13 protein-coding genes are annotated in these 13,428 nt (G+C 63.7%); 4 read left to right on the top strand and 9 right to left on the bottom strand.

Annotated elements, in window-relative coordinates; all coding sequences use genetic code 11:
- Positions 1 to 183: 183 nt before the first annotated feature.
- Positions 184 to 1,365, bottom strand: coding sequence for an ATP-binding protein (locus tag PHF15_RS03895; RefSeq protein WP_300119077.1), 1,182 nt, complete (start codon positions 1,363 to 1,365; stop codon positions 184 to 186).
- A 134-nt stretch (positions 1,366 to 1,499) separates the two neighbouring features.
- Between PHF15_RS03895 and PHF15_RS03890 the strand changes: the two genes are divergently transcribed.
- Positions 1,500 to 3,146: an ABC transporter ATP-binding protein gene (locus PHF15_RS03890; protein WP_300119076.1), complete on the top strand. Its 1,647-nt coding sequence runs from the start codon at positions 1,500 to 1,502 to the stop codon at positions 3,144 to 3,146.
- A gap of 154 nt (positions 3,147 to 3,300) precedes the next feature.
- Here the strand turns inward: PHF15_RS03890 and PHF15_RS03885 are convergent, their stop codons facing one another.
- Positions 3,301 to 4,236: a LysR family transcriptional regulator gene (locus PHF15_RS03885; protein ID WP_300119075.1), complete on the bottom strand. Its 936-nt coding sequence runs from the start codon at positions 4,234 to 4,236 to the stop codon at positions 3,301 to 3,303.
- 105 nt (positions 4,237 to 4,341) lie between these two features.
- Between PHF15_RS03885 and PHF15_RS03880 the strand changes: the two genes are divergently transcribed.
- The 3 genes from PHF15_RS03880 (at position 4,342) to rlmB (ending at position 6,620) form a co-directional block, all read left to right on the top strand.
- Positions 4,342 to 5,043: a pirin family protein gene (locus PHF15_RS03880; RefSeq protein ID WP_300119074.1), complete on the top strand. Its 702-nt coding sequence runs from the start codon at positions 4,342 to 4,344 to the stop codon at positions 5,041 to 5,043.
- 30 nt (positions 5,044 to 5,073) lie between these two features.
- Positions 5,074 to 5,628, top strand: coding sequence for a flavodoxin family protein (locus tag PHF15_RS03875; RefSeq protein WP_300119073.1), 555 nt, complete (start codon positions 5,074 to 5,076; stop codon positions 5,626 to 5,628).
- 173 nt (positions 5,629 to 5,801) lie between these two features.
- A complete protein-coding gene (gene rlmB, locus PHF15_RS03870; RefSeq protein ID WP_300119072.1) occupies positions 5,802 to 6,620 on the top strand; it encodes a 23S rRNA (guanosine(2251)-2'-O)-methyltransferase RlmB in 819 nt (272 codons plus the stop codon).
- Here the strand turns inward: rlmB and PHF15_RS03865 are convergent.
- The 7 genes from PHF15_RS03865 to PHF15_RS03835 all read right to left on the bottom strand — a co-directional run bounded on the left by PHF15_RS03865 (position 6,567) and on the right by PHF15_RS03835 (position 13,387).
- Positions 6,567 to 7,163 (bottom strand): chromate transporter, encoded by a 597-nt coding sequence (locus PHF15_RS03865; protein ID WP_300119071.1) that lies wholly within the window; start codon positions 7,161 to 7,163, stop codon positions 6,567 to 6,569. The genes rlmB and PHF15_RS03865 overlap by 54 nt on opposite strands.
- A complete protein-coding gene (locus PHF15_RS03860; RefSeq protein ID WP_300119070.1) occupies positions 7,160 to 7,768 on the bottom strand; it encodes a chromate transporter in 609 nt (202 codons plus the stop codon). The genes PHF15_RS03865 and PHF15_RS03860 overlap by 4 nt, the downstream gene beginning before the upstream one ends.
- Positions 7,765 to 8,316 carry a dTDP-4-dehydrorhamnose 3,5-epimerase gene (rfbC, locus tag PHF15_RS03855; RefSeq protein WP_300119069.1) on the bottom strand — a complete coding sequence of 184 codons (552 nt, stop codon included), beginning with the start codon at positions 8,314 to 8,316 and terminating at the stop codon, positions 7,765 to 7,767. The genes PHF15_RS03860 and rfbC overlap by 4 nt, the downstream gene beginning before the upstream one ends.
- Before the next feature lie 4 nt (positions 8,317 to 8,320).
- Positions 8,321 to 9,193, bottom strand: a complete 873-nt coding sequence (rfbA, locus tag PHF15_RS03850) for a glucose-1-phosphate thymidylyltransferase RfbA (RefSeq protein ID WP_300119068.1) — start codon at positions 9,191 to 9,193, stop codon at positions 8,321 to 8,323.
- 18 nt (positions 9,194 to 9,211) lie between these two features.
- Positions 9,212 to 10,114 carry a dTDP-4-dehydrorhamnose reductase gene (gene rfbD / locus PHF15_RS03845; protein WP_300119067.1) on the bottom strand — a complete coding sequence of 301 codons (903 nt, stop codon included), beginning with the start codon at positions 10,112 to 10,114 and terminating at the stop codon, positions 9,212 to 9,214.
- A 9-nt stretch (positions 10,115 to 10,123) separates the two neighbouring features.
- Positions 10,124 to 11,203: a dTDP-glucose 4,6-dehydratase gene (gene rfbB, locus PHF15_RS03840; protein WP_300119066.1), complete on the bottom strand. Its 1,080-nt coding sequence runs from the start codon at positions 11,201 to 11,203 to the stop codon at positions 10,124 to 10,126.
- A 225-nt stretch (positions 11,204 to 11,428) separates the two neighbouring features.
- Entirely contained in the window at positions 11,429 to 13,387 is a 1,959-nt protein-coding gene (locus PHF15_RS03835; protein WP_300119065.1) for an ATP-binding cassette domain-containing protein, read from the bottom strand.
- Between the last annotated feature and the right edge of the window lie 41 nt (positions 13,388 to 13,428).

The following is a 13,428-nucleotide window of genomic DNA, read 5'->3' as shown; positions in this document are numbered from 1 at the left end:
GGGACATCCCTTCCCACAGGGACATCCCTTCCCACAGGGACATCCCTTCCCACAGGGACATCCCTTCCCACAGGGACATCCCTTCCCACAGGGACATCCCTTCCCACAGGGACATCCCTTCCCACAGGGACATCCCTTCCCACAGTATTTTGCCGGGCTGGTTTCAACCCGTCATGGCTCTAATCAGGTCCAGCTTTCAAGCGGCATGGTTAAAAAATCGGCCACGGCTAGACCGTCGCCGCCGACCAACAAGAGCCGGTCTGGCTTGAACGCCTGGTTGAACGCCTGCATGCCGGGCAACACGTCTTGCGAACGTCCACTTTTGACTTCGATGGCAATCAAGGTGCGGCCGGCTCGCACGACAAAGTCCACCTCGCGGTTGCGCTCGCGCCAGTAGAACAGCTCAAATTTGCCGGTGGCCGCCGCATTGGCCAAATGCGCTCCGACAGCAGATTCGGTGAGCCGCCCCCAATGTTCCCGGTCAGCTTGCGCCTGGTCAAATCGATAACCCGCCATGGCCGAATACAACGCCGTATCGAGCACCTGAAACTTGGGGCTGGAACCCCGACTGCGCACGATCTCGCCAGCATATTTGGGCAATCCGGTGAGCAGGCCGGCGGCGCTTAGCAGTTCAAGATAGTGCGCCAGTGTGGTGGTGTTGCCGGCGTCCTGGAGTTGGCCGATCATCTTGGTATAAGAAAGAATCTGCCCTGAATATCGGCAACCCAATTCAAACAGGCGGCGCAACAGTGCGGGTTTGTCCACCCTCGACATCAACAGAACATCGCGCGAGAGCGTGGTCTCGATGAGCGAGTCGCGAACATAGCGCACCCAGCGCTCATGGTCGCCAACCAGCGCGGCCGCACCGGGATAGCCACCGTAGAAAATGCTTTGCGGCACGGTCCAGCCGAACGCTTCGCCCATTTCCCTGGCCGACCAGTGCGGCAGATGCAGCACTTCGAAGCGCCCGGCCAGGCTCTCGGACAGGCCGCGTTGAATCAATAGCGGTGACGAGCCCAGCAGAATCACCTTGAGTGCAGTTTTTTTGCGTGTGTCTTCATCCCACAAACGCTTGACCGCCTCGGACCACGCCGGGATCTTTTGCACTTCATCGAGCACCAAAATGGCGCCTTTGTCACCTTGCAGCAGTCGCCCGATCTCCCACTGCTGGGCAATCCACTCGGGTCCGCGAAGGGTGGGTTCGTCTGCACTGGCAAAGTGCACGGGCACAGCGCAAGCCTCGCATACTTGCCCAACCAGCGTTGTTTTGCCCACCTGCCGTGGCCCGGCGACCACCTGAATGAATCGACGCGGCTCTGCCAGCCGATTGGCCAGCACTTGAAACTGTGGTCGTTGATAGGTCATAAACAATTTACTCAATGTAGTGAGTAAATTTAACCATACTGTCGATCAGGTGTAAATGGGCGAATGGGTTTGAGGTACCTGTAGGAGTCGCGCCCTCGCGACGATGGCAGTTTGAATTCATTTATCCTCACCCCATGAACTTGCGTTTGATCCTGAGCTTTGCCGCCCCGTGGCGCGCCACGCTGGCGTTGTGCACGCTGCTGATGCTGGCTGAAACCGGCGCGGCGCTGGCGGTGCCGTGGCTGGCAGGGCATTTTGCGGCGGGCTTGCTGACGGGCGCGGCGCGGGCCGGTGGCGCGTTGCTGCTGGGGCTGCTGGCGCTGTTTGCCGTGCAGGCGGCGCTCAAGTTTGCCAACAGCTGGTTGCTGGGCGGCACCGCCGAGGCCATTTTGGCCGACCTGCGCACCCGGCTTTACGACCATTTGCAGGCGCTGCCGCTGGCGTATTTTCAGCAGCGCCGCCACGGCGAGGTTCTGGCGCTGCTGACCAACGACGTGGAGCGCCTGGCCAGCTACATCAGCGGCACATTGCTGAGCGTGCTGCCGCTGCTGCTGACGGTGGCCGGCGCGGTGCTGTTGATGGGGCGTATCGACGCCCGGCTGACGCTGCTGGTGGTGCTGATGATGCCGCTGTTTTACCTGCTGCTCAAGGTGCTGGGCCGGCGCCTGCGGCCGCTGTCGAGCCAGTTGCAGCAAGCGCACGCCGACGCGGTGGCCATGGCCGAGGAAAACCTGGGCATGTTGCCGGCCATCAAGACCTTTACCCGCGAGCCGCTGGAGTCGGCGCGCTACCGCGAGCAGATTGGCCGCATCGTGCATTTGAGCCGGCAGGAGCGCCTGATTTACGCCGCGCTGGGGCCGGGCGTGGAGTTTTTGGCAGCGGCCGGCATGGTGCTGGTGCTGTGGTTGCTGGGCAGCGCGACGCAGGGGCGCACGCCGGCCGAGATGGTGAGCTTTTTGCTGTATGCCGCGCTGCTGACGCGCCCGGTGAGTTCGCTGGCAGACGTGTATGGCCAGACGCGCCAGGCGCGCGGTGCGCTGGAGCGCCTGGGCGAGGTGCTGCGCGAGCCGCCCGAGCCGCCGCCCGGCAGCGGCCACACACTGCCTCCGGTGCGCGGCCGGATCGAGCTGGACGATGTGCGCTTTGCCTACCCGGACCGGCCGCCCGCGCTCACTGGCTTGACGCTGCTCATCGAGGCCGGTGAAACCGTGGCGCTGACCGGCCCCAACGGCGCCGGCAAGAGCACGCTGGCGCATTTGCTGATGCGGCTGATGGCGCCGACGGGCGGGAGCATCTTGATCGACGGGCACGACATTTCTGGTGTCACGCTGGCCAGCCTGCGCAGCCAGATTGGTGTGGTGTCGCAGCATGTGCTGCTGTTCAATGGCAGCGTGTTCGACAACATTGCCTACGGGCGCCCGGATGCGCCGGCAGCTGCCGTGCAGGCCGCCGCCCGGGCCGCCCAGGCGCATGAGTTCATCAGCCGCCTGCCGCAGGGCTACGACAGCGTGATCGGCGACCAGGGCATTCGCCTGTCGGGCGGTCAGCGCCAGCGCATTGCCCTGGCGCGCGCGCTGCTCAAGGACCCGCCCATCCTGGTGCTGGACGAGGCCACCGCCATGTTCGACCCCGAGGGAGAAAAGTCTTTTATTGCCGAATGCCACGAAACCCTGGCGCGCCGCACGGTGATCCTGATCACCCACCGCCCGGCCAGCCTGGCGCTGGCAGACAGGGTGCTGCGGCTGGAGGGTGGGGTGCTGGTGGCGGGGGGTCGGGCGTGAAGACATTCGCGGCGAGGGCGCCGCTCCTACAAAGATAGATGCTGCTCAGGCATTCGCGGCGAGGGCGCCGCTCCACAGAGGCATCCCTCGCACAGAGAGGTGTCCGGTATTTGTAGGAGTCGCGCCCCCGCGACGAAGGCTGTCCAGGCACACCCTACAAACCGCGGTGCCGTTCCAGCAAAGCGGTGCGCGTGTTGGCGCATTCCAGCTGAGCCAGCCACCATTCCAGGGCGCGCCCCGGCGCGTTGCTGGCGGCGCGCCAGGCGTAGTTGACGCGCACCGACCTGGGTGCGTGCTCGGTTTTTTTCACCACCAGCCGGCCGGTGTCGATGAACGGGCCGGCCATGCAAACGGGCAGCGAGCCGCAGCCCAGACCGCGCAGCTGGGCGTCGAGTTTGTCCTGCATGGTGGCCACGGTAAACACGTCCTGCCCGCCCAGCAGGCCAATCGTCACGCCACGGCCGCGGCTGATGGTGTCGGCCACGGCCACCGCGCGGTGCGCCCGCATGACCTCGTCACTCAAAGGCTCGGGCGCCTGAGCCAGCGGGTGGTGCGGCGCCACCGCATAGACAAAGCGCACGTCGCCCAGCGGCTTGGCGTGAATGGCGGTGTTTTGCACCAGGTCGGCCACGCCGAGCGCCAGATCGGCCTCGCCGCTGGTCAAGGCTTCGAGCGTGCCCGACAGGGTTTCGTCGCGCAGGCGGATGCGGGTCGGCGGGCTCTGGGTGAAAAAACTCTCCACCAGTTCCAGCACCGTGGCTTTGGCAATGATGCTGTCCACGGCAATGGTGAGTTGCGGCTCCCAGCCGGTGGCGACCCGTTTCACGCGGTTGGCCACGGCCTCCAGGTCTTCCAGCAAACGAGCGCTTTCGCGCAGCAACTCATGGCCGGCCACGGTGGGCAGGGCGCGGCGCGAACTGCGGTCGAACAGCAGCACGTCGAGCGCGTCTTCGAGCTGGCGCACGCGGTAGGTGAGGGCGCTGGGCACCATGCCGAGGGTGCGCGCGGCGGCGGCAAAGCTGCCGGTGCTGGCAATGGTTTGCAGCATGGCCAGCGCTTCCGGGGTCAGGATATTGCGGGCAGTTTGCATGGTGTGGGTCGTTGAGTTCAAACAGATTGAATGATGCCATCAAAACGGCTGCGCAAGTCTGCCGATTTTGAAACGTACAGTAGAGGCTATTCAAGGAGATTCATGATGTTGACCCTCAGACCATCCCAGGAGCGCGGCTATGCTGACCATGGCTGGCTTAAATCGTTTCACAGTTTTTCGTTTGCCGGCTATTACGACCCCGCTCACATGGGCTGGGGCAACCTGCGCGTCATCAACGAAGACTGGATCGCCCCCGGCAAAGGTTTTGGCACCCACGGCCACCGCGACATGGAAATCGTCACCTATGTGTTGCAGGGCGCGCTGGCGCACCAGGACAGCATGGGCAACGTCAAGGCCATTCCGCCCGGTGACGTGCAGCGCATGAGTGCCGGCACCGGCGTGCGGCACAGCGAGTTCAACCACGCGCCCAATGACACCACCCATTTGTTGCAAATCTGGATAACACCCAATGTGCCTGGCGTTGTGCCCAGCTATGAGCAAACCACCTTCACCGACGCCGCCAAGCAGGGCCGCTTGTGTCTGGTGGCGTCACCTGACGGCGCGCAGGGTTCGGTCACCATTCACGCCGATGCGCGTTTGTATGCCGGGCTGTTCAATGCCGGGCAAACGGCCACGCTGGCGCTGGCCGCCGGGCGCAAGGCCTATGTGCACCTGGTGCGCGGTGCCCTGAAGGTGAACGGCATGTCTTTGAGCACTGGCGACGCCGCCCTGCTGGCCGACGAGACACAGGTCGCGTTGACCGATGCGCAGGATGCCGAAGTGCTGGTGTTTGACTTGTGCGTTTAGGTTTTTGATTTTTTTAAAGGAGCTTTCATCATGGCAAAAATAGCCGTTGTTTTTCATTCGGGTTATGGACATACCCTGCGCATGGCGCAATCGGTGGCGGACGGTGCCAGTGCCGATCTGGTGGCGATCGATGCCGACGGCAATCTGACAGAGGACGGCTGGGCCACCCTCAACGAGGCCGACGCCATCATCATGGGCAGCCCGACCTACATGGGCAGCGTGAGCTGGCAGTTCAAGAAGTTTGCGGACGCGTCGAGCAAACCCTGGTACAGCCAGGCCTGGAAAGACAAGATTTTTGGCGGCTTTACCGCCAGCGCCAACATGAATGGCGACAAGCACTCCACGATCCATTATTTGATGACCCTGGCCATGCAGCATGGCGGCATCTGGGTCGGCACCGGCCTGCACTACAACAACACCAAGGCTTCGCAGCGCGACGACGTCAACTACCTGGCATCGAGCGCCGGCCCCATGGCGCAAACGCCCGGTGACGCCGGCGGCGCGGAAATGAACGCCGGTGACCTCGAAACCGCCCGCCTGTTCGGTCAGCGCGTGGCCGAGGTGACAGGCAGATTCAAGGGATAAAGACAGCCATCGGCCTGGGGCAGGACTCCTGTGGGAGTCGCGCCCCCGTGACGAAGGCTGATTGAATTCATTCGCGGCGAGGGCGCGGCTCCTACAAGGTTCAAGGGCGCTGCTCCCACGAAGATGAATGCCTGATTTTTGGCGTCGCACCGCTGCCGCGATAATCGCGGCCTATGTCTTCTCCTAAAGTTCTGTTCGGTTTTCATGCCGTGGGCGTGCGCCTGAAAACCGCACCCAAATCCATCGTCGAAATCTACATCGACCCGACCCGTCGCGATGCGCGCATGCGCCAGTTTGTCGATAGGGTCAAGGAGGCGGGTGTGCGCCTGCTCGATGCCGACGGCATGCGCCTGGCCAAGCTGTGCGGCAGCCACGGCCACCAGGGTGTGGCCGCGCGGGTGCATGAACTAACGCAAGTGACCTCGCTGGACGAGTTGCTGGAACAACTCGAAGCGGCCCAGCTTGAGCTTCCCCTGAGCGAGCGCGTGCAGCCGCTGATTCTGGTGCTCGATGGCGTCACCGATCCGCACAACCTGGGCGCCTGCCTGCGCGTGGCCGATGGCGCGGGTGTGCACGCCGTGATCGCGCCCAAGGACCACGCGGCCGGCATCAACGCCACGGTGGCCAAGGTGGCCAGTGGCGCGGCCGAGACCGTGCCCTACTTCATGGTGACCAACCTGGCGCGCACATTGAACGAACTCAAGGAGCGCAACATCTGGATCATCGGCACCAGCGACGTGGCCGCCAAAACCTTGTACCAGGCTGACCTGACCGGACCGGTGGCGCTGGTGCTGGGCGCCGAGGGCGACGGCATGCGCGCGCTCACCGCCAAGACCTGCGACGAGCTGATCAGCATCCCGATGCGCGGCGCTGTGGAGAGTCTCAACGTGTCGGTGGCCAGCGGCGTCTGCCTGTATGAGGCGCTGCGCCAGCGTTCGCTAAACCCAGCCCAGACCGCCCAGCACCGCGCCAGCGCCCAGCAGCCACAGTAAATGCAGGCGGGTGCGCCACACCAGCAGTGTGACGGTGGCGGTGAGCAGCCACAGCGGCCAGTGCGTCAGGTCGGCCCCCTGGTTGGCCGTCAGGATCCAGCCCGTTGCCACCAGCAGCGCAACCACCACCGGCGCCATGCCTTGCTTGAAGGCCCGCACGGCGCGCCGCTCACGATTTTGATGCGCCCAGCGCGAGGCCGCAAACGTCAGCGTGGTGCTGGGCAGCAAGATGCCCAGCATGGCCAGCAGCAGGCCCAGCATGCCATAACCCCAGGCAGCCCCGCTCGCCACCAGGCCACCGCCGGCGTTGAGCCCCACCTGCCAGCCCAGCAGCGCCACAAACAGCACATTGGGGCCGGGCGCCGCCTGCGCCAGGGCAATGGCGGCGTTGAACTGGCCGTCGCTGAGCCATTGATGCTGGTCCACCAGCGTGCGATGCATGTCGGGCACGGTGGTGATTGCACCGCCGACGGCCAGCAGCGACAACGATAAAAAATGCGTCAGCAGGGTCAGCCAGTCGCCCGGGCTCAAGCTGCTGCTCATGGTTTTGCCTGCCCCGGCGCCGTGGCATTCAGGCGGCGGTAAGCCCACAGGCCCGAGCCACCGCCGAGCAGCGCCAGCACCCAGATCAAGGGCAGGCGCAGGCCGGCAATGGCGGCAAAAGTGAGCGCGGCCACGGCCCAGCACCACGGCGTTCCCAGCACATTGGTTTTCAGGGCGGGCAGCATTTTCAAGCCGGTGGCAACGATCATGCCGGCCGCCACGGCGCTCATGCCGCGCAGGGCGCCCTGCACCTGCGGCACGTCGGAAACACCGGCAAACAGGCCCGCCAGGGCCAGCACGATCAGCAGCGGGAAAGTCAACATGCCGGCCAGCGCCACCAGGCCGCCGCGCCAGCCGAAGTAGCGGTCGCCGATCATCAGCGACAGGTTGACCACATTGGGCCCGGGCAGCACCTGGGCCACGGCCCAATCCTCAACGAACTGTTCGCGTGTGAGCCAGCGCTTTTTTTCGACCATTTCGCGCTGGACCACCGCCACCACGCCGCCAAAGCCTTGCAGGGCGAGCCAGGTGAAGGCCCAGAACAGGCTCTTCAATGAGTCGGGTCGCTCGACTTGGGTGGTGTTGTGCGGCTGGCTTGCGCTCATGCAAAAGTGGCGGTGCCGTGCAAGGGCTGGCCGGCCTGGTCCTTGGCCGCCAGCAGGGGCGGTGCAGCCAGTGGCCACGGCACGCCCACCGCGGGGTCGTTCCAGATCAGGCAGCGCTCGTGCTCGGGATACCAGTAGTCGGTGGTTTTGTACAAAAATTCGGCGCTGTCGCTGGTCACCAGAAAGCCGTGCGCAAAACCCGGCGGGATCCAGAGCTGGCGCTTGTTGTCGGCGGAAAGCACCACACCTTCCCATTGGCCGAAATGGGGCGAGCTGCGGCGCAAATCGACCGCCACGTCGAACACCTCGCCCTGCGTGACGCGCACCAGCTTGCCCTGAGGATGCTCGATCTGGTAGTGCAGGCCGCGCAACACGCCACGGGCCGACTTGCTGTGGTTGTCCTGCACAAAGGGCATGTCGAGCCCGGTGCATTGTGCAAAGTCGCGCGCGTTGAAGCTCTCGAAAAAGAAACCGCGCGCATCGCCAAAAACCTTGGGTTCGAGGATCAGCACGCCGGGCAGGGCGGTGGGGGTGACGGTGTAGGGCATGGTGTTATTTCAGCAGGCTCAACAGATATTTGCCATAGCCATTCTTGGCCAGGGGGGTGGCGAGCTTGAGGATTTGCCCGGCATCGATCCAGCCTTGGCTGAAGGCGATTTCTTCGGGGCAGGCGACTTGCAGGCCCTGGCGTTTTTGCAGGGTGGCGATGAAGCTGGCGGCCTCCAAAAGGCTGTCGTGGGTGCCGGTATCGAGCCAGGCGTAGCCCCGGCCCATCATTTCGACATTGAGCTGACCCAGTTCCAGGTAGTGCCGGTTGACGTCGGTAATTTCGAGCTCGCCGCGCGGCGACGGCTTGATGTGGGCGGCAATGTCGCAGACCTGGTTGTCGTAAAAATAAAGGCCCGTGACGGCGTAATTGCTTTTGGGGTGACTGGGTTTTTCTTCGATGCTGATGGCGCGCTTGTGCTCGTCAAAGGCGACCACGCCATAACGCTCGGGGTCGGTCACATGGTAGGCGAAGACGCTGGCGCCGGTCTGGCAGGCGTCGGCGTGGGCCAGTTGCCTGATGAGATCGTGGCCGTAAAAAATGTTGTCGCCCAGCACCAGTGCGCTGGGCTGGCCCGCCACGAAGTCGCGGCCGATGATGAAGGCCTGCGCCAGGCCGTCAGGGCTGGGCTGCACTGCGTAGCTGATGGCCATGCCCCACTGGCTGCCGTTGCCCAGCAGGTCGGCAAAACGCGGCGTGTCCTGCGGCGTGGAGATGATCAGCACCTCGCGGATTCCGGCCAGCATGAGCGTGCTCAAGGGGTAGTAGATCATGGGCTTGTCATAGACCGGCATGAGTTGCTTGCTGACCGCCTGCGTGACCGGGTAAAGCCGGGTGCCGGAGCCGCCGGCCAGAATGATGCCTTTGCGTTGTGTCATGTGATGATTTCCTGCCATTTAAAGGGTTTCTGCCAGCATGCGGTCCACGCCCAACTGCCAGTCCGGCAGGGTCAAGCCGAAGGCAGCTTGCAGCTTGCGCGTGTCCAGGCGCGAGTTATAGGGGCGTGTGGCGGCGGTGGGGAAGTCGCTGGTGGGCACCGGCGTGACTTCGCGTGCCATGAGGGTGAGCGCTGGCTGAACTTCTTGCGCTTGCGCCAGCACATGCTTGGCGTATTCGAACCAGGTGGTGCAACCGCTGGCCACCAAATGGTAAATGCCGGCCAAAGTCTTGTCGTCGGCCCTGTTCTGGAACACTTGGCGGATGGCGTGCGCCGTGATGTCGGCGATCAGTTCGGCACCGGTGGGGGCACCGAACTGGTCGTTGATCACCTTGAGCTGCTCGCGCTCCTGCGCCAGGCGCAGCATGGTCTTGGCAAAGTTGCCACCGCGCGCCGCATAGACCCAGCTGGTCCTGAAAATCAGGTGCCGCGGGCAGATCCAGTCGATCATGTGCTCGCCCAGCAGCTTGGTCTGGCCATAGACGTTCATGGGGAAAGTGGGGTCGTCTTCGCGCCAGGGCGCGTCACCGCCGCCGCCAAACACATAGTCGGTGCTGTAGTGCACCAGCCAGGCGCCGAGCTTGGCCGCCTCGCGGGCCAGCACCTCGGGCGCCAGCGCGTTGAGGGTGCGCGCCAGATCAGGTTCGCTTTCGGCTTTGTCCACGGCGGTATAGGCCGCGGCATTGACGATGACATCGGGTTGCGTCTGGCGCACGGTGTCGGCCAGGTCGTCGAGGCGACAGAGGTCACCGCACAACTGGCTGCTGTGGCGGTCCAGGGCAATGACGTTGCCCAAGGGCGCCAGGCTGCGCTGCAGTTCCCAGCCCACCTGGCCGTTTTTACCGAGTAGAAGGATCTTCATGCAGAACTTTCACGCATATTGCTTTTGCACCCACTCGCGGTAGGCGCCGCTTTGCACGTGGGCCACCCAGTCGGGGTTGTCCAGGTACCACTGCACGGTCTTGCGGATGCCGGTGTCGAAGGTCTCGGCGGGTTTCCAGCCGAGTTCGCGCTCGAGCTTGCGCGCATCGATGGCATAACGACGGTCGTGGCCGGGCCGGTCGGTCACATAGGTGATTTGCTCCTGGTAGGGTTTGCCATCGGCGCGCGGGCGAAGTTCGTCGAGCAGGGCGCAGACGGTGTGGACAATCTCCAGGTTGGCCTTTTCGTTCCAGCCGCCGACGTTGTAGATTTCACCCAGGCGGCCCGCCTCCAAAACGCGGCGGATGGCACTGCAATGGTCTTTCACAAAAAGCCAGTCGCGAATCTGCTGGCCGTCGCCATAGACCGGCAGCGGTTTGCCTGCCAGCGAGTTGACGATCAGCAGCGGAATCAACTTTTCAGGAAAATGGTAGGGGCCGTAGTTGTTGCTGCAGTTGGTGGTCAGCACCGGCAGGCCGTAGGTGTGGTGCCAGGCGCGCACCAGATGGTCGCTGGCGGCTTTGCTGGCGCTGTACGGGCTGTTGGGCTCGATGTGACTGGCCTCGGTGAACGCCGGGTCGTCTTTTGCCAACGAGCCATAGACCTCGTCAGTGGACACATGCAAAAAACGGAATCCGTTCTTTGTAGGAGCGACGCCCCCGTCGCGATTCTCTTGCGGCAGATTGCACCAGTAGCCGCGCACCGACTCCAGCAGGTGAAACGTGCCGACGATGTTGGTCTGGATGAAGTCGCCGGGGCCGTGGATGGAGCGGTCCACATGGCTCTCGGCGGCAAAGTTGATGACAGCGCGGGGTTGGTGTCGGCTTAGCAACTGGCCGACCAGCACGGCATCGCCAATGTCGCCCTGCACCAGGGTGTGGCGCGTGTCGCCCTGCAGGCTTTGCAGGTTTTCGGGGTTGCCGGCGTAGGTGAGCTTGTCGAGGGTGATGACCGGTTCATCGCTTTGCGCCAGCCAGTCGAGAACGAAATTGGCACCGATAAAGCCGGCACCGCCTGTAACCAAAATCATGCCTTTTCCCCTAAGTTCTTGAGTAGCGGAAGTGTAACGGCGGTGAAGTCGGGATTGTTGTGGCAATGTGTCCATCGCGCATTGGCACCCGACCCCGATCCCGATCCCGGATGCGCACCGCTAAATTGCCAAATACCTTCGCGGCGGGGGCGCCGCTCCTGCAAGGGCAGGGCGCCGCTCCTACAAAGACAAGGGCAGGGCGCCGCTCCTGCAAAGGCAAAGGCGTCAGGTGGCTGATTCGATTTCGCCTGACACGGCCAGCCACTGCTCTTCAAGGATTTGCAATTCTTCGTTGACTTCCTTGAGCCGCTTGCCCAGGTTGGCAAAGTCCGACGGTGGCGGCGACTGGCACAAATGGCCTTCGAGCGCGGCACCTTCGGTATTGAGCACCGCCATGCGGGCCTCGATGTCGGCCAATTTGCGCTTGAGCGAGCCGGTGGGCGCGGGCTTGTGTCGTACCTTGGCAGCGGCTGCCGCGGCTTCGCCCTGCGCCTTGCGCTCGGCCTTGGCGGCGGCGCTGCTGGCCTCGCGGATGGCTTCGCGCTGGCGTTTGGCTTCGTCGAGCAGATAGCGCTGGTAGTCGTCGAGGTCGCCGTCAAAGGGCTCGACACCGCCGTGCGAGACCATCCAGAATTCATCGCACACACTGCGCAGCAGGGCACGGTCGTGACTAACCAGCATCACCGTGCCTTCGAATTCATTGAGCGCCATGGCCAGCGCCTCGCGCGTGGCCAGGTCGAGGTGGTTGGTGGGCTCGTCGAGCAGCAGCAGGTTGGGGCGCTGCCAGACGATCATGCACAGTACCAGGCGCGCCTTTTCACCACCGCTCATGCTGCCCACGGCCTGCTTGACCATGTCGCCGCCAAAGTTGAAGGTGCCCAAAAAGCTTCGCAGGTCTTGTTCGCGCGTTTGCTGGCCGATGATCTTGCCGGCCGCCGTCATGTCCTTGACCAGGCGGATCATGTGCTCCAGCGGCGTGTCGGCCGGGCGCAGCACATCCAGCTCTTGCTGGGCAAAATAACCAATGTTGAGGCCCTTGCCCTCGGTGATCTCGCCGCCGATGGGCGCCAGGTCGCGCGCAATGGTTTTCACCACGGTCGATTTGCCCTGGCCGTTGGCCCCCAGGATGCCGATGCGCTGGCCGGCCAGCACCGACTTGCTGACGTTGCGCACGATCACGGTGGGTGGCGTGCCCTCGGGCGCATCGTCGGGCGGCGGGTAGCCAAAGCTCACGCCGCTCATCGACAGCATGGGGTTGGGCAGGTTGGCGGGTTCCTTGAATTCGAAGGTGAAGTCGGCCTCGGAGAGCAGCGGCGCGATTTTTTCCATGCGGTCCAGCGCCTTGACCCGGCTTTGCGCCTGCTTGGCCTTGCTGGCCTTGGCCTTGAAGCGGGCGATGAACTTTTGCAGGTGGGCAATTTTGTCCTGCTGTTTGGCAAACGCGTTTTGCTGCAGGTTCATCTGCTCGGCGCGCATGTCCTCGAACTTGCTGTAGTTGCCGCCGTAGCGCACCAGCTTGGCCGCGTCGATGTGCAGCGTGACATCGGTGACGGCGTCCAGAAACTCCCGGTCGTGGCTGATGACGATCATCGTGCCTTCGTACTTTTTGAGCCAGGCTTCCAGCCAGACCAGCGCGTCCAGGTCGAGGTGGTTGGTGGGCTCGTCGAGCAGCAGCAGGTCGCTCGGGCACATCAGCGCGCGCGCCAGTTGCAGGCGCATGCGCCAGCCGCCCGAGAAGCTGTTGACCGGGTTGCCGAGCTCGGTGGTTTTGAAGCCCAGTCCCAGAATCAGCGACTGCGCCCGCGCCGGCGCATCGTGCGCGCCGGCATCCTGCAGCGCCATGTAGGCGTGGGCCATGCGGTCATAGTCGTCGGTGGCCTCGGAGGCGGTGACTTCCTGTTGCGCCGCCAGCAGGGTGGTGTCGCCATCGACCACAAAGTCGGTGGCGCTTTGCTCGGTCTCGGGCATGTCCTGCGCAACCTGGCCCATGCGCCACTGGGTGGGGATGTAGTATTCACCGCCGTCTTCGTGCAGGTTGCCGTTGAAGAGCGCGAACAGGGAAGATTTGCCGGCGCCGTTGCGCCCGACCAGGCCGACCTTTTCGCCGGGGTTGATGGTGACGGTCGCACCGTCCAGCAGCACTTTGGCGCCGCGGCGAAGAGTTACGTTTTTTAATGTAATCAATGGGTTACTTTTGCTTTTGAATTATTTAAATGAAGTAGGAG

Origin of the sequence: Rhodoferax sp. (genome assembly GCF_028689295.1) — a bacterium.
In the GTDB taxonomy this organism is placed as follows: Bacteria; Pseudomonadota; Gammaproteobacteria; order Burkholderiales; family Burkholderiaceae_C; genus Rhodoferax.
This window is presented reverse-complemented; position numbering and strand designations above follow the sequence as displayed.

Bases quoted from the DNA above. Each gene is read 5' to 3' on its own strand.
- PHF15_RS03895 (WP_300119077.1), bottom strand. From the start codon at position 1,365: ATGACCTATCAACGACCACAGTTTCAAGTGCTGGCCAATCGGCTGGCA.
- PHF15_RS03890 (WP_300119076.1), top strand. From the start codon at position 1,500: ATGAACTTGCGTTTGATCCTGAGCTTTGCCGCCCCGTGGCGCGCCACG.
- PHF15_RS03885 (WP_300119075.1), bottom strand. From the start codon at position 4,236: ATGCAAACTGCCCGCAATATCCTGACCCCGGAAGCGCTGGCCATGCTG.
- PHF15_RS03880 (WP_300119074.1), top strand. From the start codon at position 4,342: ATGTTGACCCTCAGACCATCCCAGGAGCGCGGCTATGCTGACCATGGC.
- PHF15_RS03875 (WP_300119073.1), top strand. From the start codon at position 5,074: ATGGCAAAAATAGCCGTTGTTTTTCATTCGGGTTATGGACATACCCTG.
- rlmB (WP_300119072.1), top strand. From the start codon at position 5,802: ATGTCTTCTCCTAAAGTTCTGTTCGGTTTTCATGCCGTGGGCGTGCGC.
- PHF15_RS03865 (WP_300119071.1), bottom strand. From the start codon at position 7,163: ATGAGCAGCAGCTTGAGCCCGGGCGACTGGCTGACCCTGCTGACGCAT.
- PHF15_RS03860 (WP_300119070.1), bottom strand. From the start codon at position 7,768: ATGAGCGCAAGCCAGCCGCACAACACCACCCAAGTCGAGCGACCCGAC.
- rfbC (WP_300119069.1), bottom strand. From the start codon at position 8,316: ATGCCCTACACCGTCACCCCCACCGCCCTGCCCGGCGTGCTGATCCTC.
- rfbA (WP_300119068.1), bottom strand. From the start codon at position 9,193: ATGACACAACGCAAAGGCATCATTCTGGCCGGCGGCTCCGGCACCCGG.
- rfbD (WP_300119067.1), bottom strand. From the start codon at position 10,114: ATGAAGATCCTTCTACTCGGTAAAAACGGCCAGGTGGGCTGGGAACTG.
- rfbB (WP_300119066.1), bottom strand. From the start codon at position 11,203: ATGATTTTGGTTACAGGCGGTGCCGGCTTTATCGGTGCCAATTTCGTT.